Origin of the sequence: Streptomyces sp. NPDC059695 (assembly GCF_042733785.1) — a bacterium.
In the GTDB taxonomy this organism is placed as follows: domain Bacteria; phylum Actinomycetota; class Actinomycetes; order Streptomycetales; family Streptomycetaceae; genus Streptomyces.
In genome coordinates this window covers 88,180-112,910 of sequence record NZ_JBHWFF010000014.1, presented here as the reverse complement: position 1 = coordinate 112,910, position 24,731 = coordinate 88,180, and the positions used below count along the sequence as shown (strand labels likewise).

General features: G+C 72.5%; 17 protein-coding genes. 9 read left to right on the top strand and 8 right to left on the bottom strand.

Translation table 11 applies throughout. The features are described 5' to 3' along the window. Window positions 1-132: 132 nt before the first annotated feature. Complete coding sequence (gene metH, locus ACFV2S_RS19380; RefSeq protein ID WP_385560208.1) at window positions 133-3,642, bottom strand: methionine synthase; 3,510 nt, start codon at window positions 3,640-3,642, stop codon at window positions 133-135. 244 nt (window positions 3,643-3,886) lie between these two features. Here metH and ACFV2S_RS19375 point away from each other — a divergent pair, with 244 nt between their 5' ends. The 6 genes from ACFV2S_RS19375 to ACFV2S_RS19350 all read left to right on the top strand — a co-directional run bounded on the left by ACFV2S_RS19375 (window position 3,887) and on the right by ACFV2S_RS19350 (window position 11,334). Further along, window positions 3,887-4,651, top strand: coding sequence for an IclR family transcriptional regulator (locus ACFV2S_RS19375; RefSeq protein WP_383794040.1), 765 nt, complete (start codon window positions 3,887-3,889; stop codon window positions 4,649-4,651). Window positions 4,652-4,928: 277 nt separating this feature from the next. Continuing rightward, window positions 4,929-5,687: an MIP/aquaporin family protein gene (locus ACFV2S_RS19370; RefSeq protein ID WP_383794042.1), complete on the top strand. Its 759-nt coding sequence runs from the start codon at window positions 4,929-4,931 to the stop codon at window positions 5,685-5,687. 35 nt (window positions 5,688-5,722) lie between these two features. Continuing rightward, window positions 5,723-7,258 (top strand): glycerol kinase GlpK, encoded by a 1,536-nt coding sequence (gene glpK / locus ACFV2S_RS19365; protein WP_385560203.1) that lies wholly within the window; start codon window positions 5,723-5,725, stop codon window positions 7,256-7,258. Between the two features lie 6 nt (window positions 7,259-7,264). Next, window positions 7,265-8,869: an FAD-dependent oxidoreductase gene (locus tag ACFV2S_RS19360; RefSeq protein WP_385560200.1), complete on the top strand. Its 1,605-nt coding sequence runs from the start codon at window positions 7,265-7,267 to the stop codon at window positions 8,867-8,869. A 100-nt stretch (window positions 8,870-8,969) separates the two neighbouring features. Further along, the gene (locus ACFV2S_RS19355) at window positions 8,970-10,031 is read left to right on the top strand and encodes an LLM class flavin-dependent oxidoreductase (RefSeq protein WP_385560197.1); all 1,062 of its coding nucleotides are present in this window, start codon (window positions 8,970-8,972) and stop codon (window positions 10,029-10,031) included. A 142-nt stretch (window positions 10,032-10,173) separates the two neighbouring features. Next, on the top strand, window positions 10,174-11,334 hold the full coding sequence (locus ACFV2S_RS19350; protein ID WP_385560194.1) for a PAC2 family protein: 1,161 nt from the start codon (window positions 10,174-10,176) through the stop codon (window positions 11,332-11,334). 60 nt (window positions 11,335-11,394) lie between these two features. Here ACFV2S_RS19350 and ACFV2S_RS19345 read toward each other — a convergent pair whose 3' ends face one another. From ACFV2S_RS19345 to ACFV2S_RS19325, 5 genes are all read right to left on the bottom strand, one after another. Further along, complete coding sequence (locus ACFV2S_RS19345; RefSeq protein WP_385560191.1) at window positions 11,395-14,451, bottom strand: NPCBM/NEW2 domain-containing protein; 3,057 nt, start codon at window positions 14,449-14,451, stop codon at window positions 11,395-11,397. A gap of 116 nt (window positions 14,452-14,567) precedes the next feature. Continuing rightward, a complete protein-coding gene (gene mshC, locus ACFV2S_RS19340; RefSeq protein WP_383794058.1) occupies window positions 14,568-15,797 on the bottom strand; it encodes a cysteine--1-D-myo-inosityl 2-amino-2-deoxy-alpha-D-glucopyranoside ligase in 1,230 nt (409 codons plus the stop codon). A 151-nt stretch (window positions 15,798-15,948) separates the two neighbouring features. After that, window positions 15,949-16,785 carry an SCO1664 family protein gene (locus ACFV2S_RS19335; protein ID WP_385560415.1) on the bottom strand — a complete coding sequence of 279 codons (837 nt, stop codon included), beginning with the start codon at window positions 16,783-16,785 and terminating at the stop codon, window positions 15,949-15,951. Next, entirely contained in the window at window positions 16,749-17,339 is a 591-nt protein-coding gene (locus ACFV2S_RS19330; protein ID WP_383794061.1) for a DUF3090 domain-containing protein, read from the bottom strand. Before ACFV2S_RS19330 ends, ACFV2S_RS19335 begins: the two co-directional genes overlap by 37 nt. Window positions 17,340-17,406: 67 nt before the next feature. After that, entirely contained in the window at window positions 17,407-18,096 is a 690-nt protein-coding gene (locus ACFV2S_RS19325) for a histidine phosphatase family protein (protein WP_383794064.1), read from the bottom strand. A gap of 53 nt (window positions 18,097-18,149) precedes the next feature. Here ACFV2S_RS19325 and ACFV2S_RS19320 point away from each other — a divergent pair, with 53 nt between their 5' ends. After that, window positions 18,150-19,142, top strand: a complete 993-nt coding sequence (locus tag ACFV2S_RS19320) for a magnesium and cobalt transport protein CorA (RefSeq protein ID WP_385560187.1) — start codon at window positions 18,150-18,152, stop codon at window positions 19,140-19,142. An 18-nt stretch (window positions 19,143-19,160) separates the two neighbouring features. Here the strand turns inward: ACFV2S_RS19320 and ACFV2S_RS19315 are convergent, their stop codons facing one another. Next, complete coding sequence (locus ACFV2S_RS19315) at window positions 19,161-19,946, bottom strand: ferritin-like domain-containing protein (protein ID WP_385560184.1); 786 nt, start codon at window positions 19,944-19,946, stop codon at window positions 19,161-19,163. Between the two features lie 224 nt (window positions 19,947-20,170). After that, a complete protein-coding gene (locus tag ACFV2S_RS19310) occupies window positions 20,171-21,217 on the bottom strand; it encodes an LLM class F420-dependent oxidoreductase (protein ID WP_383794072.1) in 1,047 nt (348 codons plus the stop codon). Between the two features lie 128 nt (window positions 21,218-21,345). On the opposite strand from ACFV2S_RS19310, the gene ACFV2S_RS19305 reads away from it, so the two are divergent. Together ACFV2S_RS19305 and ACFV2S_RS19300 are read left to right on the top strand one after the other, a co-directional pair. Next, window positions 21,346-22,323, top strand: a complete 978-nt coding sequence (locus ACFV2S_RS19305; RefSeq protein ID WP_383794075.1) for an aldo/keto reductase — start codon at window positions 21,346-21,348, stop codon at window positions 22,321-22,323. Beyond that, entirely contained in the window at window positions 22,320-24,722 is a 2,403-nt protein-coding gene (locus ACFV2S_RS19300; RefSeq protein ID WP_385560179.1) for a helix-hairpin-helix domain-containing protein, read from the top strand. The genes ACFV2S_RS19305 and ACFV2S_RS19300 overlap by 4 nt, the downstream gene beginning before the upstream one ends. Window positions 24,723-24,731: the final 9 nt, after the last annotated feature.

Genomic DNA, 24,731 nt, shown 5'->3' with positions numbered 1-24,731 from the left:
ACCTCCATGGAGGGACGAGAAGGCCGGCCCCCCTCCCCGGTACGGGGAGGAAGACCGGCCTGCACTGGACCGACCAGTGTACGTCGCGATCACCGGGAACGCGCGGATTTATCTCACGCGTCCGGTCGGCGGTCAGCGTGCGTTGAAGTACTTGGCCTCGGGGTGGTGGATGACGATGGCGTCGGTGGACTGCTCGGGGTGGAGCTGGAACTCCTCGGAGAGGTGGACGCCGATCCGCTCCGGGCGCAGCAGGTCCGCGATCTTCGCGCGGTCCTCCAGGTCGGGGCAGGCGCCGTAGCCCAGCGAGAAGCGGGCGCCGCGGTACTTGAGCGCGAACATGTCCTCGACGTTCTCCGGGTCCTCGCCGCCGAAGCCGAGCTCGGCGCGGACGCGGGCGTGCCAGTACTCGGCGAGGGCCTCGGCGAGCTGGACGGAGAGCCCGTGGAGTTCCAGGTAGTCGCGGTAGGAGTCGGAGTCGAAGAGCTTGGCCGTGGCCTCGCCGATCTTCGAGCCGACGGTGACGACCTGGAGGCCGACGACGTCGGTCTCGCCGGACTCCTCCGGGCGGAAGAAGTCCGCGAGGCACAAGCGGCGGCCCCGGCGCTGGCGCGGGAAGGTGAAGCGGGTCCGCTCGTTGCCCTCCTCGTCCAGGATGATCAGGTCGTCGCCCTTGGACACGCAGGGGAAGTAGCCGTGGACGACGGCCGCCTCCAGGAGGTTCTCCGTGTGCAGGCGCTCCAGCCAGCCGCGCAGCCGGGGCCGTCCCTCGGTGTCCACGAGCTCCTCGTACGCCGGTCCGTCGCCGGCCCGGTTCTGCTTGAGGCCCCACTGGCCCTTGAAGAGGGCGTCCTCGTCGAGCCAGGACGCGTACTCCTTCAGCGGGATGCCCTTGACCACCCGCGTGCCCCAGAACGGCGGGGTCGGCACCGGGTTGTCGGTGGACACGTCCGACCGGCCGCCGGGCTCCGGCTCGTCGACCTGGAGCGCGGCGGTGGTCTTCGCGACCCGCCGCTGCTTGAGCTCGGGCAGCACGGCCCCGGGGACGCCGCGCTTGACCCCGATCAGGGCGTCCATGAGCCGCAGGCCCTCGAAGGCGTCGCGGGCGTAGCGGACCTCGCCCTGGTAGATCTCGTGCAGGTCCTGCTCGACGTACGCCCGGGTGAGGGCTGCGCCGCCGAGGATCACGGGGTACTTGGCGGCCAGCTCGCGCTGGTTGAGCTCCTCCAGGTTCTCCTTCATGATCACGGTGGACTTCACCAGGAGGCCGGACATGCCGATGACGTCGGCCCTGTGCTCCTCGGCCGCCTCCAGGATCGCGGAGACCGGCTGCTTGATGCCGATGTTGACGACGTTGTAGCCGTTGTTGGACAGGATGATGTCCACCAGGTTCTTGCCGATGTCGTGGACGTCGCCGCGCACCGTGGCGAGGACGATGGTGCCCTTGCCCTCCGCGTCCGACTTCTCCATGTGCGGCTCCAGGTGGGCCACGGCCGTCTTCATGACCTCGGCCGACTGGAGCACGAACGGCAGCTGCATCTGACCCGAGCCGAACAGCTCACCGACGGTCTTCATCCCGTCGAGGAGCGTGTCGTTGACGATGTCCAGCGCCGGACGGGTCTGCAGCGCCTCGTCGAGGTCCGCCTCCAGGCCGTTCTTCTCGCCGTCGACGATCCGCCGCTTGAGGCGCTCGTCCAGGGGCAGCGCGAGGAGCTCCTCGGTCTTGCCGGCCTTCATCGACTTGGTGGTGGCGCCCTCGAACAGCGCCATCAGCTTCTGCAGCGGGTCGTAGCCCTCGGCCCGCCGGTCGTAGATCAGGTCCAGCGCCGTGGTGACCTGCTCCTCGTCGAAGCGGGCGATCGGCAGGATCTTCGACGCGTGCACGATCGCCGAGTCGAGACCCGCCTTCACGCACTCGTCGAGGAAGACCGAGTTCAGCAGGATCCGGGCGGCCGGGTTGAGGCCGAAGGAGATGTTCGACAGGCCGAGCGTGGTCTGGACGTCGGGGCGGCGGCGCTTCAGCTCGCGGATCGCCTCGATCGTGGCGATGCCGTCCTTCCGCGACTCCTCCTGACCCGTGCAGATCGTGAAGGTCAGCGTGTCGATCAGGATGTCCGACTCGTGGATGCCCCAGTTGCCGGTCAGGTCCTCGATGAGGCGTTCGGCCACGGCCACCTTGTGCTCGGGCGTCCGGGCCTGGCCCTCCTCGTCGATGGTCAGGGCGATCAGAGCCGCGCCGTGCTCCTGGGCCAGACGGGTGACCTTGGCGAACCGGGACTCCGGGCCGTCGCCGTCCTCGTAGTTCACCGAGTTGATGACGGCGCGGCCGCCCAGCTTCTCCAGACCGGCCTGCAGGACGTCCACCTCGGTGGAGTCCAGCACGATCGGCAGGGTCGACGCGGTCGCGAAACGGCCGGCGAGCTCCGCCATGTCGGCGACGCCGTCCCGGCCCACGTAGTCCACGCACAGGTCGAGCATGTGCGCGCCCTCGCGGATCTGGTCCCGCGCCATCTCCACGCAGTCGTCCCAGCGCGCCTCCAGCATGGCCTCGCGGAACTTCTTCGAGCCGTTGGCGTTGGTCCGCTCACCGATCGCCATGTAGGCGGTGTCCTGCCGGAACGGCACGGTCTGGTAGAGCGAGGCGGCGCCGGGCTCGGGGCGCGGGGAGCGCTCGGGGGGCGTGAGGCCCCGCACCCGCTCGACGACGTGGCGCAGGTGCTCGGGCGTCGAGCCGCAGCAGCCGCCGACCAGGGAGAGGCCGTAGTCGCGGACGAAGTTCTCCTGCGCGTCGGCCATCTCCGGAGCGGTGAGCGGGAAGTACGCGCCGTCCTTGGTGAGCACGGGCAGGCCGGCGTTCGGCATGCACATGAGCGGTGTACGGGAGTGGCGGGCGAGGTAGCGCAGGTGCTCGCTCATCTCGGCCGGGCCGGTGGAGCAGTTCAGGCCGATCAGGTCGATGCCGAGGGGCTCCAGGGCGGTGAGCGCCGCGCCGATCTCGGAGCCGAGCAGCATGACGCCTGTGGTCTCGAAGGCGAGCGAACAGATCAGCGGCACGTCCACGCCGAGGGCGTCCATCGCGCGGCGCGCGCCGACGATGCTCGACTTGGTCTGCAGGAGGTCCTGGGTGGTCTCGACGATCAGGGCGTCGGCGCCGCCGGCGAGGAGGCCCTCGGCGTTCTGCTGGTAGCCGTCGCGCAGCACGTCGTACGCGATGTGGCCGAGCGAGGGGAGCTTGGTGCCGGGGCCGATCGAGCCGAGCACCCAGCGCTGGCGGCCGTCCTTGGCGCCGAACTCGTCGGCGACCTCGCGGGCGATCCGGGCACCCGCCTCGGAGAGCTCGAAGATCCGGTCGGCGATCTCGTACTCACCCGCGGCCGAGTGGTTGGAGCCGAACGTGTTGGTCTCGACGCAGTCGACGCCGACCTCGAAGTACGCCTCGTGGACCGAACGGACGATGTCGGGCCGCGTGACGTTGAGGATCTCGTTGCATCCTTCGAGGTCCTGGAAGTCCTCGAGGGTGGGGTCCTGGGCCTGGAGCATGGTGCCCATGGCTCCGTCGGCGACGACGACTCGGCTGGCGAGTGCCTCGCGGAGGGCGGCGGCGCGGGTCCGGCTGTCAGCGGAAGGGGTCGGCGACGAGGCCATGGATGAGCTCCCTGGGATGCGACGGCTGTCGGCTTTGCGCCCTCGGTGGAGGGTGCACGGGGCCAGCGTAACCGCGTGCGGGCCGGGGTGGACACGGCGTCCCACGGGCCGGACGGCATCCTGTGTGCGGGGACTCCCGGTTCTGCCCCTCCTTGGCCGACACTGTGTGGTGTGACGCAAGGTCGGCATCGACCGATAGTGTTCAGCATTGTCGAACAGTGTGAGAAGGGTGAGGGGCCGGGCGATGGCGAAGAACATCCAGTCGCTTGAAAGGGCGGCGGCCATGCTGCGACTGCTCGCGGGCGGCGAGCGCCGGCTCGGCCTGTCCGACATCTCGTCCTCGCTCGGGCTCGCCAAGGGGACGGCCCACGGCATCCTGCGCACCCTCCAGGCGGAGGGCTTCGTGGAGCAGGACGCGGCCTCGGGCCGCTACCAGCTGGGCGCGGAGCTGCTGCGGCTCGGCAACAGCTACCTGGACGTCCACGAGCTGCGGGCGCGCGCCCTGGTCTGGACGGACGACCTGGCGCGGTCCAGCGGCGAGAGCGTGCACCTGGGGGTGCTGCACCAGAAGGGCGTGCTGATCGTGCACCACGTCTTCCGGCCGGACGACAGCCGTCAGGTCCTGGAGGTGGGGGCGATGCAGCCGCTGCACTCCACGGCGCTCGGCAAGGTCCTGTCGGCGTACGACCCGGTGGCGCACAGCGAGGTCCTGGAGGTCGAGCGGGAGGCGTTCACGCCCCGGACGACCACGGAGCTCGTCGACTTCGAGTCGCTGCTCGACATGACGCGGGCCCGGGGCTGGGCGGCGGACGTGGAGGAGACCTGGGAGGGCGTGGCGTCGGTGGCGGCGCCGATCCACGACCGGCGGCGGATGCCGGTGGGCGCGGTGGCGGTCACGGGCGCCGTGGAACGGGTGTGCCCGGCCGGGGAGCTGCGTCCGGAGCTGGTGGCCGCGGTGCGGGACTGCGCCCGCGCCGTCTCCCGGGACCTGGGGGCCGGCCGCTTCTGACCAGCCCCAGGAGCGGCGGCCCGCCCCTCCCCGTACAGAACCGAACCCGCCGGTAACGATCGCGTTATCGGCGGGTTTTTCACTTCCCAGACCCTTGACGTGCTGTTAACCCGGGGGCAAAACTTCCGTTCATCGGTCGGCATTGTCGAACAGCTAACGGCAATACACGCTATGGTGTGGCAGTGCCAAGGGCCGGCAACGCCCTCACACGAGGGCGCGGACCACCGGAGGGACCCGGGGTTCGCCTTCCCCTGGACGAAGGACAAAGGAGTCGCGGGTGTCCAGCTCCGACATCTTCCTCGGCGAGACCATCGGTACCGCCGTTCTCATTCTGCTCGGCGGCGGTGTGTGCGCCGCCGTCACGCTCAAGAGCTCCAAGGCCCGCAACGCGGGCTGGCTCGCGATCACCTTCGGGTGGGGCTTCGCCGTCATGACGGCGGTCTACATGACCGCTTCCCTCTCGGGAGCCCATCTGAACCCCGCCGTCACGGTCGGAATCGCGATCAAGGACGGGGAGTGGGACAACGTCCCCGTCTACATCGCCGGCCAGATGCTCGGCGCGATGATCGGTGCGGCGCTGGTCTGGGTGGCCTACTACGGCCAGTTCCGGGCCCACCTCACGGACCCGGAGACCGTCGGCGAGAAGCCGATCGAGGGCCCCGGCCCGGTGCTCGGCATCTTCTCCACGGGCCCCGAGATCCGTAACACCTGGCAGAACCTGGCCACCGAGATCATCGGCACGGTCGTGCTGGTCCTCGCCGTGCTCACCCAGGGCCTCAACGACAGCGGCAAGGGTCTCGGCGTCATCGGCGCCCTGATCACCGCCTTCGTCGTGGTCTCCATCGGCCTCTCGCTCGGCGGCCCGACCGGTTACGCCATCAACCCGGCCCGTGACCTCGGCCCGCGCATCGTGCACGCCCTGCTCCCGCTGCCGAACAAGGGCGGCTCCGACTGGAGCTACGCCTGGATCCCGGTCGCCGGTCCGCTGATCGGTGGCGCCGTCGCCGCGGGTATCTACAACATCGCGTTCGCCTGAGCCGTCCTTCTTCCAGACCTCCCTTGGAGCACACCGTGACCGACGCACACACCTCCGGCCCGTTCATCGCGGCCATCGACCAGGGCACCACGTCCTCGCGCTGCATCGTCTTCGACAAGGACGGCCGGATCGTCTCGGTCGACCAGAAGGAGCACGAGCAGATCTTCCCGAAGCCGGGCTGGGTCGAGCACGACGCCGCCGAGATCTGGGCCAACGTCCAGGAGGTCGTCGCCGGCGCCCTGAGCAAGGCGGAGATCACCGCCGCCGACGTCAAGGCCATCGGCATCACCAACCAGCGCGAGACCACGCTGCTCTGGGACAAGAACACCGGTGAGCCCGTCCACAACGCCCTCGTCTGGCAGGACACCCGCACCGACTCGCTCTGCAAGGAGCTCGGCCGCAACGTCGGCCAGGACCGCTTCCGCCGCGAGACCGGCCTGCCGCTCGCGAGCTACTTCTCCGGCCCGAAGGTCCGCTGGCTGCTCGACAACGTCGAGGGCCTGCGCGAGCGCGCCGAGCGCGGCGACATCCTCTTCGGCACCATGGACTCCTGGGTCATCTGGAACCTCACCGGCGGCGTCGACGGCGGCCACCACGTCACCGACGTCACCAACGCCTCCCGCACCATGCTGATGAACCTCCACACCATGGGCTGGGACGAGAAGATCCTGCAGTCCATGGAGATCCCGGCCACCGTGCTGCCGGAGATCCGCTCCTCCGCCGAGGTGTACGGCACGGTCAGGGGCGGCGTCCTCGACGGCGTCCCGGTCGCCTCCGCGCTCGGCGACCAGCAGGCCGCCCTGTTCGGCCAGACGTGTTTCGCCGAGGGCGAGGCGAAGTCCACGTACGGCACCGGCACCTTCATGCTGATGAACACCGGCGACAAGATCATCAACTCCTACAGCGGCCTGCTGACCACGGTCGGCTACCAGATCGGCGACGCGAAGCCGGTCTACGCCCTGGAGGGCTCGATCGCCGTCACGGGTTCACTCGTGCAGTGGATGCGCGACCAGATGGGCCTCATCAAGTCCGCCGCCGAGATCGAGACCCTCGCCTCCTCGGTCGAGGACAACGGCGGCGCCTACTTCGTGCCGGCCTTCTCCGGCCTGTTCGCCCCGTACTGGCGCTCCGACGCGCGCGGTGTCATCGCCGGCCTCACCCGTTACGTCACCAAGGCGCACATCGCACGCGCCGTCCTGGAGGCCACCGCCTGGCAGACGCGCGAGATCACCGACGCCATGACGAAGGACTCCGGCGTCGAGCTGACCGCGCTCAAGGTCGACGGCGGCATGACCTCCAACAACCTGCTGATGCAGACCCTCTCGGACTTCCTGGACGCGCCCGTCGTGCGTCCGATGGTCGCCGAGACCACCTGCCTCGGCGCCGCCTACGCCGCCGGCCTGGCCGTCGGCTTCTGGCCGGACACCGACGCGCTGCGCGCCAACTGGCGCCGGGCGGCGGAATGGACCCCTCGCATGGACGCCGACAAGCGTGATCGCGAGTACAAGAGCTGGCTCAAGGCCGTCGAACGCTCCATGGGCTGGCTCGAAGACGGATCTGACGAGGAGTAGATCGATATGACCACCCTGCAGAGCGTCCCTGCCCTCGGGACGCACCCGGCTGCCGGTTCCCTGCCGAGCCGCGCCGAGACCCGGGAACAGCTTTCCAAGGCGACGTACGACCTCCTGGTGATCGGAGGCGGCATCCTGGGCATCTCCACCGCCTGGCACGCCGCGCAGTCGGGCCTGCGGGTGGCCCTGGTGGACGCCGGCGACTTCGCCGGCGCCACCTCCTCCGCCTCCTCCAAGCTCCTCCACGGCGGCCTGCGCTACCTGCAGACCGGCGCGGTGAAGCTGGTGGCGGAGAACCACTTCGAGCGGCGTGCGGTCTCCCGTCAGGTGGCACCGCACCTCGCCAACCCGCTCACCTTCTACCTGCCCGTCTACAAGGGCGGCCCGCACGGCGCGGCCAAGCTCGGTGCCGGTGTCTTCGCGTACAGCGCCCTCTCGGCGTTCGGCGACGGCGTCGGTCACCTGCTCTCCCCCGCCAAGGCCGCGCAGGACGTGCCGGAGCTGCGCACCGACGACCTGAAGGCCGTCGCCGTCTACGGCGACGACCAGATGAACGACGCGCGCATGGCGCTGATGACGGTCCGCGCCGCCGTCGACGCCGGTGCCACCGTCCTCAACCACGCCGAGGTCACCGGCCTGCGCTTCACCCGCGGCCGGGTCACCGGAGCGGAGCTGAAGGACCGCACCACCGGCGACGAGTTCGGTGTGGACGCCCGCCTCGTGCTCAACGCCACCGGCCCGTGGGTCGACCACCTGCGGAAGATGGAGGACCCCGGCGCGGCCCCCTCCATCCGCCTCTCCAAGGGCGCGCACCTGGTCCTCAAGCGGACCTCGCCGTGGAAGGCAGCACTGGCCACCCCGATCGACAAGTACCGCATCACCTTCGCCCTCCCCTGGGAGGACATGCTGCTCCTCGGCACCACCGACGAGGAGTACGAGGGCGACCCCGGCCAGGTCGAGGTCACCGAGAAGGACACCGCCCAGATCCTGGACGAGGCCGCCTTCTCCATCCGCGACCAGCAGCTCTCCCGCGACCTGATCACGTACTCCTTCGCCGGACTCCGGGTGCTCCCCGGCGGTCCCGGCGACACCTCCAAGGCCAAGCGCGAGACGGTCGTCACCGAGGGCCGCGGCGGCATGCTGTCCGTCGCCGGCGGCAAGTGGACGACCTTCCGCCACATCGGCCGCACGGTGATGAAGAAGCTGGAGCAGCTCCCCGGCCGCCCGCTCGGTGAGGACTACGAGCCGGTGTCCGCCCTGCCGAAGCGGCTGCCGCTGCCCGGCATAGCCAACCCGAACGCGGTCGCCCACCGGCTGCTCGTCGACGGTCCGGCGCCCGGCCCCCGGATGGCGGCCGACACCGCCCGGCACCTGGCGACCCACTACGGCTCGCTCTCCTTCGACATCGCCCGGATGGCGAACGAGAACCCGGAGCTGGCCCGCCGGATCCACCCGGACGCGCCGGAGATCTGGGCCCAGGTCGCCTACGCCCGTGACCACGAGTGGGCCGAGACGGCGGACGACGTGCTGCGCCGCCGTACGACGCTGACCATCCGCGGTCTCGCGACGGACGAGATCCGCGCCGGCGTCGAGTCGATGCTGCGCAAGTAACCCGCCTGCGGGCGCGGGCGGTTCCTCTCCGGAGGGCCGCCCCTCAGGCGTGCCACGCGCCGTCCACACGCCCGCAACACTCGGCGCGCAGAGTGGGGGCATGAAGTTTCAGGTGCTCTCGATCGTCCACCACTCCCCGCACCCGCTCACCGGCGAACTGCTGTCCGCCGCCGACCGGCTGGAGCAGGTCGTCACGCTCGGCGAGACCGCCGAACGGCTCGGCTTCGACGCGTACGCGGTCGGCGAGCGGCACGCGGGCGCGTTCCTCTCCTCCTCCCCGACCGTGCTGCTCGCCGCGCTGGCCGCCCGCACCCGCCGGATCAGGCTGCTCACCGGGGTCACCGTGGTCGCGATCCTCGACCCCGTGCGGGTCGCCGAGGACTACGCGACCCTCGACCAGCTGTCCCGCGGGCGGCTCGAACTCGTCGTCGGCAAGGGCGCGGAGGCCGGACACTTCGACCTCTTCGGCCTGGACGAGGAGCGGCAGTGGGACCTCCAGAAGGAGAAGTACGAGCTACTCCGCCGCCTCTGGACGGAGGAGGGCGTCGACTGGGAGGGCGAGTTCCGGCCCGCGCTGAAGAACGTCACCACGGTCCCCCGTCCGTACGCCGGTGCCCCGCGGATCTGGCACGGCTCGGCCACCAGTCTCAACTCCCCCGAGCTCGCGGCGAAGCACGGCGATCCGCTCTTCACCGCGAACGCGATCCAGCCGCGCGAGGCGTACGCGAGGCTGATCGCGCACTACCGCGAGAAGTTCGAGGAGTACGGGCACGATCCGGCACGCGCGCGCGTGGCGGCCGGTTCCGGCGGGCTGCTCATCGCCGACACGCCCGAGCAGGCCGTCGGACGGTACAAGGAGCTGTACGAGGCGAAGGTCCGGCAGAGCTTCAAGCCGCACCTGGAGGGCAGGGCCGGATACAACACGCCGTTCCGCACGATCGAGGACGCGATCGCCGACGGCCCCCAGCTGATCGGCTCGCCGCAGCAGATCATCGACAAGATCCTCGGCTACCACGAGCACTACGGGCACGACCTCCAGTCGATCACGGTCGACACCTTCGGCCAGTCGACGGCGGAGCAGGAGGAGACCCTCCAGCGCTTCGCCGAGGAGATCGCCCCGGTGGTCCGGAGGGAGGCGCCGAGCACCCTGTGGGAGGAGTGACTCCGCCGTGTGCGGAGGTGAGTTCCTGGGTAGTCGATCAAGGCCGCACGGGTTTTCGGGGATGTCCGGGGACTGCGGGCGGCCCGCCGGAAAGCCGTAAGGTGGGGCCGTACGACAGGAACTTCGAATAAGGAGGCGCTGGGTGATCGAGCTCGAGGGGGTACCCGAGCTGATCGACCCGGTCATGGTGGCAGCGTTCGAGGGCTGGAACGACGCCGGCGACGCCGCCTCCACCGCGGTCGCCCATCTCGACCGGGAATGGAAGGGCGAGGTCTTCGCGGCGCTCGACGCCGAGGACTACTACGACTTCCAGGTCAACCGCCCGACGGTCTTCCTGGACAACGGGGTCAGAAAGATCACCTGGCCGACGACCCGGCTCTCGGTGGTCCGGGTCGGCGGCGACAAGCCCCGTGACCTGGTGCTCGTGCGCGGGATCGAGCCCTCGATGCGCTGGCGCTCCTTCTGCAACGAGCTGCTCGCCTTCGCGCACGAGCTGGGTGTGGAGATGGTGGTGATCCTCGGCGCGCTGCTCGGGGACACCCCGCACACCCGGCCGGTCCCGGTCAGCGGGGTCACCTCGGATCCGGATCTGGCCCGGACGATGGACCTGGAGGAGACGCGGTACGAGGGCCCGACGGGCATCGTGGGCATCCTCCAGGAGGCGTGCACGCACGCGGGCGTGCCCGCGGTGAGCCTGTGGGCGGCGGTGCCGCACTACGTGTCGCAGCCGCCGAACCCGAAGGCGACGCTGGCGCTGCTCAACCGTCTGGAGGACCTGATCGGGCTGCGCATCCCGCTGGGTGAGCTGCCGGAGGACGCGCGGGCCTGGCAGGTGGGCGTGGACCAGCTGGCCGCCGAGGACAGCGAGGTCGCGGAGTACGTGCAGACCCTGGAGGAGGCGCGGGACACCGCGGAGCTGCCGGAGGCCTCGGGCGAGGCGATCGCCCGGGAGTTCGAGCGGTATCTGCGGCGGCGTGAGCCGGGCACGGGCCCGGGCGCCGGTCCGGGGGTCGCGACGGAGGGCGGTGACACGTTCCTGCGGGACCCGGGGAGCGGCCGGACGCGCCCGCCGAGACGGGATCAGCCGGCCCCGGAGCCGGGCTCGGGGACGGACCGCTCGGAGACGGGGCCCGAGGCGGGCCCGGACACGGACCCCGAGGCGGGCCCGGAGGCAGGCCCCGAGGCGGCTCCGGAGGCGGATGCCTCCGAGGGATCCGACGGCCCTCCCGGTGACGGGGAGGGCGGCGGACCCGAGAGGTCTGGCGACGGATCGCCCGGCGGGGACGGCGGAGCCGGGTCGTAGCGGCCCGAGCGGCGGACGGAACGGGAGGGGTGCCCGAGGGCGCCCCTCCCGTTCCGTGCGTCAGGCGCAGCCGAACCGGGCCGCCGCCCAGTCGCCGTGGTCGCCGCTCTTCGAGCCGTTGGTGTCCGTGACCTTGAGCCGGACGTGCCGGGCGCCGGTCACGTCGACGTTCACCGGCAGGGTCGCGGAGGCCCCGGTCAGCCGGGGCGAGGTCCACAGGACCCGGCCGTCCGCCTCGACGGAGAAGGCCACGTCCCCGTAGCCGTTGATCTCGTCGTCGATGCCGACGTCGGCGGTGAAGGTGGTGCAGCGGCCGCCGAGGTAGACCTCGATGTCGGAGTCGGCGTGGGCGCCGATGCCCTTCTCGTAGGTCTTCCCGGCCAGGGTGAGCGCGCGGCCGTCGGCGGCGCCGGACTCGCCGTTGGAGCGGTCGCGTTCCGGCGGTCCCCAGCCGTTGGTGGCGCGCAGCCAGGTGAGGTCGCTCGCCCAGGCGTCGGTGGTGGGCGCCGGGGGCATCACGCCGACCGCGAACCGCTGGACGGCGGTGCGGTCGGTGCCCGCGGCCCGGTGCCGGACGGTCGCCGTGAGGGTGGTGTCGCCGGTCTTCGCGCCGGCCGCCGGGGTGACGGCGACCTGGACCCGGCGGGTGGTGCCGGCCGGGAGGCGGGTGATCGGGGCGGCCGGGGTGACCTGCCAGCCGGCGGGGGCGTCGAGGGAGACGCGGACGTCGGTGGCGTCCCGGGTGCCCGCGGTGACGTCCACGGCGACGGTGCCGGGGGTGCCGGCGCCGAGCTCCTGACCGGTGGGGGCGGCGAGGACGGCGGAGGCGCCGGGTACGGTCCCGCCGACGGCGCTGGTGTCGGTCAGGCGCAGTTCGAAGGCGCGGTCGGTGGACCGGTCGGCGGTCTTGATCCGGACCACTCCCCCGCGGTCGTCGCGGTCGTACCACCAGCCCTCGGAGGCCGCGTCGAGGGCGGCGCGGGAGGTGAGGGCGGTCAGCTTGCGCCCGTCGAGCTTCACCGTGCCGGGCGCGTCGCCGGTGTGGACGGTGAAGGCGTACGGCCGGGCGGCGGGCTTTCCGGTGTACGAGCCGGTGCTGGCTCCGACGCGGACGGTGACGTCGCCGGGGCCGGACTGCGGGGCGCGGACCTCGGCGCGCTGGGTGGCGTACTTCCCGGTGCGGTGCGCGCGGGTGACGCCGTCGTCCTCGTACAGGTCGAAGGACGAGGTGCCCTTCGGGTAGACGTCCCAGGCGATCGGGTCGCCGGGGGCGCGGTCCTGGTAGGAGCGGACGGAGCCCGGCCACATGGGGACGGTGGCCCCGGCCCGTACGAACAGGGGCAGGGTGTCGAGCGGGGCGCTGTAGTCGTCGACGGTGACGGGGCCCTGGTAGGTGCGGCCGCTCCAGTAGTCGATCCAGGTGCCGGCGGGGAGGTAGATGCCGTCGCGCTCGACGGCGTCCTGGTAGACGGGGGCGACGAGGAAGTCCTCGCCGCTGAGGAACTCGTACTTCGCCGCGTCGCTCGCGGCCTTCGGGTCGTCCGGGTATTCGAGGGCGAGCGGGCGGGCGAGGCCGACGCCGGTCTTCGTGGCCCGGTGGGCGTGGCTGTAGATGTACGGGAGCAGGGCCTCGTGGAGCTTGAGCGAGGCGCGGTTGATGCTGGTGTAGGGCTCCCCGTACCGGAAGGGCTGCTTGTCGTTCGCGGCCCAGCCGTCCATGGTCATGGTGACGGGCAGGAAGGTCTTCCACTGGAGGTCGCGGGTGTAGGTCTTGGCGCTGCCGCCGAAGATGCCGTCGACGTCACCGGTGGTGTAGGCGAGTCCGGACATGGACGCGCCCGCGTAGGTGGGGATCTGCCAGCGGATGTACTCCCAGCTGCCGGACTGGTCTCCGGACCACTGGACGCCGCAGCGCTGGGCGCCGGACCAGCTCTCGGGGGCCCAGGTGAAGCCGCGGGCGTCGCTGTTGGCCTCGATGCCGGCGTGGGCGTCCTTGCAGCCGTCGAGGGCGAACTTGTAGCCCTCGCCGACCCAGGCGACGTCGAGCTTGGCGACCCGCTGGCCGGCCTTGACCTGGTCGGCGAGCTTGTCGATGCCGTCCTCGGTCCACAGGCCGAGCTTCATCCTGCGGTCGGCGAGTCCCGCCGTGGTCTCGGCGAGGTTCTCGTAGCCGCAGCCGTAGCCGTCGTTGACGAGCATCCAGCCGTTCGGCATGTCGTTCTCGACGTAGCCGTCGGCGACGTCGAGGGCGTCGAGGGTGTGGCGCTCGCCGCGGTTGGCGTTGTGGAGGTAGCAGTCCGAGTCGCCTATCTCCAGGCCGTACACGGGCGGCATGAAGGGCTTGCCGGTGAGCTCGGTGTACTGCCCGATGACGTCCTTGAGGGCGTCCTTGCCGTCGCCGGCGAAGTAGTAGGCGTCGAAGCGCTGTTCCTTGGCGCTGGTGGTGACGGGTTCGGTGAACGCGTAGGTGTTGGGCGCGTAGGTGTTGCGGTACACGCCGTATCCGGCGGAGGAGAGGTAGAAGGGGACGGAGTTGGGGTGGCCGCCGTCGTTCCAGTTGTAGTCGACGCCGACCTCGACGGTCTTGCCGCGGTGGGAGGTGTTGCCGCGGCCGTTCTGCATGCCGGCGCCGTAGAACTGCTCGTCGGCGCCGCGGGCGAGGGTCTGGACGGTGCGGTCCTGGTTCCAGGTGAGGCCCTGGGTCTCGCTCCAGAGCACGGTGCCGTCGGCGCGTACGGCCGAGAAGCGCAGCGGTGACTTGGTGGCGCGCAGGGTCACCTTGGCGGTGGCGAGTTCGTAGCGGTCGCCGAGGTCGCGCCAGCGGGTGGCCGGGGGCGGGCCCTGGGGCAGGGTGATGTCGGTGCCGGTGGGGTCGGTGAACTTTCCGTCGGGAGCGAGTTCGATGCGGAAGGTGTCGGCGGTGACGAAGGAGACGCGGGCCTCCGTGTGGCCGGCGGTCAGCCGGTAGACGGGCCCGTCGGCGGCGAAGCCGGTGACATCGCCGACGGTGGTGTCGGACGGGACGGCCGACGCGGTGGAGCCGGGTCCCGCGAGGGCCGCGAGGAGCCCGAGGACGGCTCCGGCGAGTGCAACTTTCATGCGCGATGATGATTGCATGGAGGTTGTTTAGCGCAGGAACGAGCATGTCCGCCAGGACAAAACGGAACCGCCCTCGGACTTCGACGAGAAGTCCGAGGGCGGTTGCCTGAAAGCGCGTTGCGCGGTCCTGCTCGTTACAGGGCGACACCGAGCAGTGCGTCGACGGCGCGGGAGACGAGACCGGGTGCGGAGTCGTCCGTGCCGCCCCCGGCCGTCTGGAGCGCGGCCCAGCGGTCGACCGCGGCGAGCGCGGTGGGCGTGTCGAGGTCGTCGGAGAGCGCCTCGCGGAGCTCTTCGACGAGCGCGTCGGCCGACGGGCCGTCGGGGCGCGAGACGGCGGCGCGCCAGCGGCCGAGCCGCTCCACGGCCGTCTCCAGGATCTGGTCGGTCCACTCCCAGTCGTCGCGGTAGCGGTGCGAGAGCAGCGCCAGCCGGATGGCGGCCGGGTCGACGCCGTCGCGGCGCAGCCGGGAGACGAAGACCAGGTTGCCCTTGGACTTCGACATCTTCTCGCCGTCCAGGGCGACCATGCCGGCGTGGACGTACGCCTTGGCCATGGGGAACTCGCCGGTGAGGGCCTGGGCGTGGGAGGCGCCCATCTCGTGGTGCGGGAAGATCAGGTCGGAGCCGCCGCCCTGCACGTCGAAGCCCATGCCGAGGTGGTCCAGGGCGATGGCGACGCACTCGATGTGCCAGCCGGGGCGGCCGGCGCCGAGGCTGCCGCCGTCCCAGCTCGGCTCGCCCTCGCGGGCGGCCATCCAGAGCATCGGGTCGAGCGGGTTCTTCTTGCCCGGACGGTCCGGGTCGCCGCCGCGCTCGGCGGACAGGTGGCGCATCAGCTCGGTGTCGTAGTGCGAGACCTGCCCGAAGTGCGGGTCGGCGTCGACGGAGAAGTAGACGTCGCCGTCGAGCTCGTAGGCGGCGCCGGAGTCCCGGAGGCGCTCGACGAGCGGGACGATGCCCGGTATGGCCTCGACCGCGCCGATGTAGTGCTGCGGGGGCAGCATCCGCAGGGCGGTCATGTCCTCGCGGAAGAGGGCGGTCTCGCGCTCGGCGAGGCCGACCCAGTCGACGCCGTCGCGGATCGCGCGCTCCAGGAGCGGATCGTCCACGTCGGTCACGTTCTGGACGTAGTGCACCTGCCGCTTCGTGTCGAGCCACACGCGCTGAACGAGGTCGAACGCGTTGTAGGTCGCCGCGTGACCCATGTGGGTCGCGTCGTACGGCGTGATGCCGCAGACGTAGATACGGGCGACGGGGCCGGGGGCGAGGGTGACTCGTCCACCGGTCGCGGTGTCGTGGATCCGGAGGTCGCGGCCCTTGCCGGGCAGGGCGGGGACCTCAGAAGCGGGCCAGGCATGCATGACCCGAGCGTAACCGGACAGGTGTTCCGGATACGAACCGGATCCGGGATCTTGACCGATTAGGCGCTCTTGCGGGTGAGAGGCGTGCGTGCATACCCCCCAGGGGTGCTCACCCCTCCGAGGACCCTGGCCGAAACTTTTCGGTCGGGGATCAGACCGGCGGCCAGGGGATCGCGGGCCACTGCCCCGAGGGCTCCGGATGCCGCCCGGTGGCCAGCAGCGCCTCCACGCGGGCGCGTACGGCCGCGACCTCGGCACCCGTCAGGAGTTCCGCCAGTCGGGTGGCGAGCGGCGCTCCCGGGGCCAGGGAGCGGCCGAGCGAGGTCAGCACGGCGGCCGCCTCGGCGGGCAGCTCCTCGCCCGCCCAGCCCCACAGCAGGGTCCGCAGCTTGTCGTCGACGTGGAAGGTCACGCCGTGGTCGATGCCGTACAGGTGTCCGCCCGGGGCCGGCAGCAGATGCCCGCCCTTGCGGTCGCCGTTGTTGATGACGGCGTCCAGGACGGCGAGCCGGCGCAGCTCGGGGGTGTCCGCGTGGACGAGGAGCGCGGTGCGGTCCTCGTCGATCTGCGCGGGCCCCACGGCCTTCCAGCCCTCGCCCGCCTCCTCGTCCTCGGTGAGCGCCAGGAGCCGCGCCGCGGGATCGGCCTCGATCCACAGCTGGACCATGCCCTCCCCGTACGGCCCGTCGCGGAGCACCGTCGGCGGGACCAGGCCCCAGCCGGTGGCCTCGGAGATCTCGTACGCGGCGACCTCGCGCTGGGCCAGGGTGCCGTCGGGGAAGTCCCACAGGGGCTGCTCCCCCGCGACCGGCTTGTAGACGCAGGCCGCCTCCCGGCCCTCGTGGGCGACGGAGCAGTACAGCACGGCGTTGGAGGCCTCGCGGACCCGGCCGCGCACGGTCAGCTCACCGCGCGCGAGCAGCTCCGTGTCGCGTGCGCTCTCGGGGCTGGTCATGCTCCGCGGCGGTATCCGTTCTGGCGCGGGCAGACGTGCCCCTCGGGGTCGAGCGGCAGGCTGCACAGCGGGCAGGGCGGCCGGCCGGCGTTGACGACGTCCAGGGCGCGCTTGGCGAACGCCCGGGCCTGGGCCCCGCTGAGGCGGACCCGGAGCATCGGCGGGCCGTTCTCCTCGTCCTGGAGCAGCCGCTCCTCGGCCTCGGCGAGGTCCTCCTCGGAGTCCGCGTCGAGCTCGACGAGCGCCTGCGCCTCGACGATCATGCGCTGCTCCTCGCCGTCCCAGGCGAGGGCCATGGTGCCGACCCGGAACTCCTCCTCGACGGGCGCGTCGAGGGGGGCGGTGTCCGCGATCTCGGCGGGGGCGACCGCGGGCACCGGAGCGTTGCCCCCGGTGCGGCGGACGACCTCGTCGAGGAGTTCGTCGATGCGCTCGGCGAGGGCCGCGACCTGGGTCTTCTCCAGGGCGACGCTGGTGACCCGGCCGGACGCGGACGCCTGGAGGAAGAACGTCCGCCGGCCAGGCAGCCCGACCGTGCCGGCCACGAAACGCTCCGGTGGGTCGTAGAGGAACACCTGACGGGACACGTTCCCGGCTCCCTTGCGTCTCGACAGTCGTACTACAGCGGCGCGTCCACCCTACTGCGCGTGGGGATCACGGTGCGCCCGCACCACCACCGACCTCCGCCGCCCCGCTGCCCCCGGGGTGCTCCCGGGGGGCGAACCCGGCGAAGTCCCCCGTGTCGCCGAGGCGGAGGAGGAAGGGGCGCAGGCGCGTGTAGCGGATCGCGGTGACCGAGCAGGGGTCGACGTGGATGCGCTGGAAGAGGTCGAGGTGGAGCCCGAGGGCGTCGGCGACGATCGCCTTCACGATGTCGCCGTGGGAGCACATGAGGTACGTGGCGTCCTCGCCGTGCTCCGCCTCGACGCGGGCGTTCCACTCCCGGACGGCCTCGACGGCGCGGTGCTGCATGGCACGCATGGACTCGCCGCCGGGGAAGGCGGCGGCGGAGGCGTGCCCCTGGACGACCTCCATCAGCGGTTCGTCGCCCAGCTCGGCCAGCTTGCGGCCGGACCAGTCGCCGTAGTCGCACTCGTTGATCCGCTCCTCGACGTGGAGCGGAAGCCCGGGGCGGGCGTCCAGGAGGGGCCGCAGGGTCTCCCGGCAGCGCTGGAGGGGGCTGGTGACGGCGGCCGCGAGCGGGACGTCCGCGAGGCGCCCGGGGAGCGCGGCGGCCTGGGCGGCCCCGCGCTCGTCGAGCGCGATGCCGGGCGTGCGCCCGGCGAGGACACCGGAGGTGTTGGCGGTGGAGCGTCCGTGCCGGACGAGGATCAGGGTGGCCATGCGGGCCAGCCTAGGCTGCCGCACGCGTGCGTGTCGGGGCCGTTCGGGGGAGAATGCGCGGCGTGATCGTCGACTCTGCCATCTACCGGGACGGGCGCCGCACGGACGGACCCGCCGACCTCTCCGACGCCCTGGAGGAGGCGCGGGCGACGGGCGACGCGTTCCTGTGGGTGGGGCTGCACGAGCCGTCGGAGGCGGAGTTCTCCCACGTCGCCTCGGAGTTCGCGCTGCACCCGCTGGCCGTCGAGGACGCCTTGAAGGCCCATCAGCGGCCCAAGCTGGAGGTCTACGACGACTCGCTGTTCGTGGTGCTGAAGCCGATCGTGTACGAGCCGGAGAGCGACCGGGTCTCCTCGGGCGAGCTGATGGTGTTCATGGGCGACTCGTTCGTCGTGACGGTCCGGCACGGCGAGGGCGCGCCCCTCGCGGAGGTCCGCCGGCGTCTGGAGGCCGAGCGGGAGGTCCTGAAGCACGGGCCGACGGCGGTGCTGTACGCGGTGAGCGACGCGATCGTGGACCACTACCTCGACGTGACGGGCGAGCTGCAGGTCGACCTGGAGGAGCTGGAGGCGGACGTCTTCGCGCCCAGCGGGGGCAATCCGGCCAACACCGCGGAGCGGATCTACACGGCGAAGCGGCAGGTCCTGGAGTTCCGGCGGGCGAGCGGTCCGCTGGCCGGGGTGATGGCCCGGCTGACGGCCGGTTCCGTGCCGTTCGTGAACGAGCGCTCGCAGCCCTTCTTCCGCGACGTCAACGACCATCTGCTGCGCTCCAACGAGCAGGTGGAGGGCCTCGACCGGCTCCTGTCCGACGTGCTGTCGGCCCATCTCGCGCAGATGGGGGTCCGGCAGAACGACGACATGCGGAAGATCTCGGCGTGGGCGGCCATGGCCGCGGTCCCCACGATGGTCGCGGGGATCTACGGGATGAACTTCGACCACATGCCGGAGCTGCACTGGGTGGGCTCGTACCCGGTGGTGATCGTGGTGATGGCGGGCGTCGTCGTCGCGCTGTACCGGATGTTCAAGCGGCGCGGCTGGATGTAGGCGCGCGGGCGGCTCCGCTCAGAAGGCGGGAGCGGGGGTCGCGGGGCCGCCGAGGGCGTTCAGCCGCTGGGGCATCCGCAGGTCGACCATCTTGTGCCAGCCGGCGGCGCGCTCGTACGCGTACGTGGCGTGGATCCCGGCGGCGAGGACGGCCGCCTTGGGCTTCGGCCAGTCCAGGATGCGGCCCATGTGCCGCATCACGGCGAGGCTGACGTCGCGGTAGACCCGGATCTCGGCGAGGGCGGAGTCGCGCAGGGTCCGCTGGATGAGCCGGCCGTGACCCTGCCGGGCGAGCCGGAGCAGTTCCTCGTGGCAGTAGGCGAGGTGGTTCGCCTCGTCGTTGTCGATCATGTGGATGGCCTTGCCCAGCTCCGGGTGGTCCCCGAAGTACGTGACGAGCATGTCCATCTGGTCGGCGGCGCGCTGCTCGGTGACCCGGCTGTGGGCGAGGTAGACGACGACGTCCGCCTCGGTGAGCGGCCGGTCGGCGCGGAGCTTCTCGTGCGCGAGGCCGATGCCGCGGTGCTCCAGGAGCATCGTGTAGTCGGTGTCGGGAGGCACCGGGACGGGTTCGAGGCCGCGTTTCCTCATCAGCGCCCGGAAGATCCGGCCGTGCTTGTCCTCGTCGGCGCCGTGCCGCGTGATCTTGGGCGCGAGGGAGCGCATGCCGGGTGCGACGAGGGCCGCGATCCGGGCGTTCTCCCAGCCGCCCTGGGACTCGCCGCTCGCGGCGATGGAGCAGAAGAGCCGGAAGGACTCGTCGTTGTCGATGATTTCCTGGAACAGGCCCTTGGCCGTGAGCATCCGCCACCTCCGTGCGGACGCACGCACTCCGGTACGTCCGGGAGACCGAGTCAAGTCCGGTCCCGGGCGGCGGGCAACAGGAGGGCCGGAACGGCTCGGCCGAAAGAGTGAGTCCCCAGGGCGTAACCGGGGGCCCGGTGGAGCGTTGTGCTGCATGACGGCCGTGGCGGGGAAGACCCCCGAGCCCCCACCACGGCCGCGGGTTTCCGGCCCGGGGCGAAGCCCTAGAGTCCGGCGCGCTCCATCGCTTCCACGCCCGCCCGCAGGGCCGCCACCCGCTCGTCCAGGGTGAAGCCGGCCGGGGCGAGGGTGAGGGTGGTGACCCCCGCCTCCGCGTAGGCCGTCATCCGCTCGGCGATGCGCTCGACGGAGCCGAGCAGCGTGGTCTGGTCGATCAGGGAGTGCGGCACGGCGGCCGCGGCCCCGGCCTTGTCGCCGGCCAGGTACTTGTCCTGGATCTCGGCGGCCTCCTTCTCGTACCCCATGCGCCGGGCGAGCTGGTTGTAGAAGTTCTGCTTGCGGCTGCCCATGCCGCCGACGTACAGCGCGGTGTACGGGCGGAAGACGTCGGCGAGCGCGTTCACGTCGTCGCCGAGGGCGAGCGGCAGGGTGGGACAGACGTCGAAGCCGTCCATGGTCAGGCCGGCCTTCTCGCGGCCCGCGCGCAGGTGCCGCAGCGCGGTCTCCTCCAGGTGGTCGGCGGACGGGAAGATCAGCAGGGCGCCGTCGGCGATCTCGCCGGTCTGCTCCAGGTTCTTCGGCCCGATCGCGGCGATGTAGAGCGGGATGTGCTCGCGCTGCGGGTGGACGGTGAGCTTGATGGGCTTGCCGGGGCCGCCGGGGAGCGGCAGGGTCCAGTGCTCGCCGTCGTAGCTGAGCCGCTCCCGGGTCATGGCCCTGCGGACGATCTCGACGTACTCGCGCGTCCGGGCGAGCGGCTTGTCGAACTTCACGCCGTACCAGCCCTCGGAGACCTGCGGTCCGGAGACGCCGAGGCCGAGGCGGAAGCGGCCGCCGGTGAGCGAGTCGAGGGTGGCGGCGGTCATCGCCGTCATGGCGGGCTGACGGGCCGGGATCTGCATGATCGCGGAGCCGACGTCGATCCGCTCGGTCTTCGCCGCGACCCACGCGAGGACGGTGGGGGCGTCGGAGCCGTAGGCCTCGGCGGCCCAGCAGACGTCGTAGCCGAGGCGGTCGGCCTCCTGCGCGACGGCGAGGTTGTCGCCGTCCATACCGGCGCCCCAGTAGCCGAGGTTGATGCCGAGCCGCATTCCACGCACCCCTTACCCATCGGTAACGTCACTTGGGGCGGACTCTAGCGCGCGCGTGGGCCATCCGTCAGGACGCGGTTGTCCACAGGCTCTCTCCGCGTGGTGCCCTGGCCAGTACTCTCGCGGCCATGGAGCAGAGGCATCTCGGACGTACCGGCCTGCGTGTGTCGCGCATCGGACTCGGCACCCTCACCTGGGGCCGGGACACCGACGAGCACGACGCCGCCGAGCAGTTGAAGTCGTTCTGGGACGCGGGCGGCACGCTCGTGGACACCGCCGACGTCTACGGCGGCGGCGAGGCGGAGTACCTGCTCGGGCGCCTGATGGAGCGCCTGGTGCCCCGGCAGGACCTCGTGCTGTCCACGAAGGCGGGCAGCGTCCCGGACCCCGACCGGCGCACGGACGGCTCGCGCGGGCACCTGCTCGCCGCGCTCGACGCCTCCCTCGCCCGCCTGGGCACCGACCACGTGGACCTGTGGCAGCTGCACGCCTTCGACCCGCACACGCCGCTTGAGGAGTCGCTCCAGGCCCTCGACATCGCCGTACGCAGCGGCCGGGCGCGCTACGCGGGCGTGGCCAACTTCTGCGGCTGGCAGCTCGCCAAGGCCGGCACCTGGCAGCTCGGCGGCGACCGGACCCGGCTCGCCGGGGCCCAGCTGGAGTACTCGCTGCTCCAGCGGGGCGTCGAACGGGAGGTGCTGCCGGCCGCGCGGGACCTCGGCATAGGCCTGCTGCCCTCCTCACCGCTCGGGCGCGGTGTCCTGACGGGGAAGTACCGCAGCGGCACGCCGACGGACTCGCGGGGCGCCTCGGAGCGGATGGCGCCCTTCGTGGAGCCCTATCTGGACGAGGCGGCGAGCCGGATCGTGGACGCGGTGGCGACGGCGGCCGACGGACTCGCCACGACCCCACTGCACGTGGCGCTCGCGTGGGTCCGCGACCGGCCCGGAGTGACCGCGCCGATCGTCGGCGCGCGCACGGCGCGGCAGCTCACGGCCGCGTTGTCAGTGGAGGCGCTTAGTCTTCCTGACGAGATCTGTCGGGCGCTGGACGATGTGTCGGCGCCCGTGCACCGTTATCCGGATCACGACTGGAGCACCTTGTGACCGAGCCTTCCGGGGAGACCGCGCCCGAGGCCGTACCCCCCGCCGACCGGCCGGGACCGGCCGCAGAACGGGACGCGGAGGACAAGCCGGGGACGGCAGGCCGCCCGGGCGCGGACGACGGGGCTGCCACGCCCGAGGAGCCCGGCACGACCGAGCACCCGGGGGCGGCCGAGGCCCCGGACGAGAACCCGGATCCGGCCGGGACGCCCGGCGCCGACGGGGAGCCGGAGTCGGCCCGGAAGCCCGACCCGGCCGAAGAGCCCGAGACGGCCGAAGAGCCGGACACGGACGAGCCCGTGGCGGACGCGGAGGCGCGGGCCGGGGCGGACGCGGAGCCTGTGGCCGGCTTCGGGGACGGCTCGGAGGCCGGCACGGACACCGCGGCCGGCACGGGCGACGCGGGGGACACCGACACCGCGGCCGCCCCGAGCGACGCGCAGGCCGAGCTCGCCGCGCAGCGGGAGCTGCGGGCGAAGATCGCGGCCCGCAAGGCCGAGAAGGGCGGCCCCCTCGCGAGCGGCGCCAAGCTGAGCGGCACCGCGGCCGACCTCCTCGCGGCCGTCCGGGCCGTCGAGGGCGGCACGGCCTCGGGCAGCACGCTCTACGAGGCCCCCGAGCCCGCCCCCCGCCGCCCCGACTCCGAGGCGGCCCCCGCGATGACCGTGCGGCCCCCCGCCCCGCAGCGCCCCGCGGCCCCGGCTCCCGGCACCACGGCCGCCGTCCGCGAGGTCCTCGCCGAGGGCGGCGCCCCGGAGGCACTGGCCGGCCCGGTCGCCGCCGCGCTCGGCGAGGGCGCGGCCGCCGTGCTCCGCGAGGACCCGTGGCAGCTGCTCGCGGTGGCCGGGGTGCGGCCCGAGCAGGCCGACGGCTTCGCGCGCGCCCTGCTGGGCCCCGCCTGCGGCCCCGGTGACCCCCGCCGCACGGTCGCCCTGACGGTGTGGCTCCTGGAGCGGGCCGCCGTCCAAGGACACACGGCCCTGGAGATCCAGGCCGTGCGCGCGGGACTCGCCGGGCACGCGGTGCCCGATCCGGACGAGGCCGTCGAGACGGCGGTCTCCGAGGCCGCGGTCCTCGTCTTCCAGGAGGAGGAGACGGCACAGGAGCCCGAGGACGACGAGGGTGCCGGCGACACCGCGGAGGAGGCCGCCGCGCCCGGCGCGGAGCAGGAGCCCGCCGCGCCCGTGCTGCTCGGACTCGACCGGTACGCGCTGGCGGAGGAGAGCCTCGCGGACGGTCTCGCCCGGCTGGTGAGGACGGCGACGGCCGACACGTGGGAGGGCGGCGAGCTGGAGCGCGCCGCCGGGGCGCACGGCCTCGTCCTGCACACCGGCGGCGAGGCCTCCCGCGCCGAGCCGGTCGCGCTCGCCGCGGCGGCCCGTGAGCGCGGGCTGCGCACCCTGGTGGCCGTCCACACGGACAGCGGGCGCCGCGACGCGGGCGCGGACGCGGTGACGGTCGCCGCCCTGCTGACCGGCGCGGCCGGTCCCGGCCGGGACGAGGACGGGGCCTTCGCCCTGGACCTGCTCGTGGTCCTGGACGCGCCGCAGCTGGACGTGGAGACCGGCGCGATGCTCGTGGAGTCGCTGCCGGACGGCTGCCGCCTGGTGCTCAGCGGGGACCCGGAGGTGCTCGGCGCCCCGGGCGCGGGCCGGGTCTTCGCGGACGTGCTCGCGGCCCGGGTGTGTCCGCGGATCGCGTCCCGCGTCCCCGACCCGGGCCCGCTCGGCGAGCTGGTGTCGGGCATCGGGGTGGGCGAGCTGAACCAGGTCGAGGCCCCCGGCAAGGAGATCGTGATCGTCCCGGTGCGGGACGCGGGCGAGGCCGTGCACCGCGCGGTCCAGCTGGTGGCGGACTCGGTGCCCCGGGCGATCGGGGTGCCGTCGGAGCAGACGCAGGTCGTCACGGTCGGCCACGGCGGCTCGGCCGGTACGCGCGCGCTGAACGCCGCCCTCAAGCAGCGGCTCAACCCCGGACCCGGCCGGTTCGGCGGCTACGACCCGGGGGACCGCGTGGCGTACGCGCCCGCGCCGGGCCGCACGGTGACGGGCACGGTCCTGTCGGCCGACGCCGAGGGGCTGCGGCTGCGCTGCGGGGACGACGAGGTCCTCGTACCGAGGGAGCGGGTGGAGCCGGCGCTGCGGCACGGCTGGGCGCTCACCGCGCACCAGGCGGCCGGGGCGCGCTGGCCCGCCGTGGTCGTGGTGCTGCCCGGGGACGCCGCCGGCGGCCTGAGCCGGCCGTGGGTGTACACGGCCTTCGGCCGGGCGGAGCGCCATCTGTCGGTCGTGCACGGCGTGGACCAGGCGCTGGCCCGCGCGGTGGCCGAGGGCGTGGCCCCGGAGCGGACGACACGACTGCGGCCGCTCCTGGAGGGGCTGCTCGCCCCCGAGGAGCAGTAGGCGAGGCGT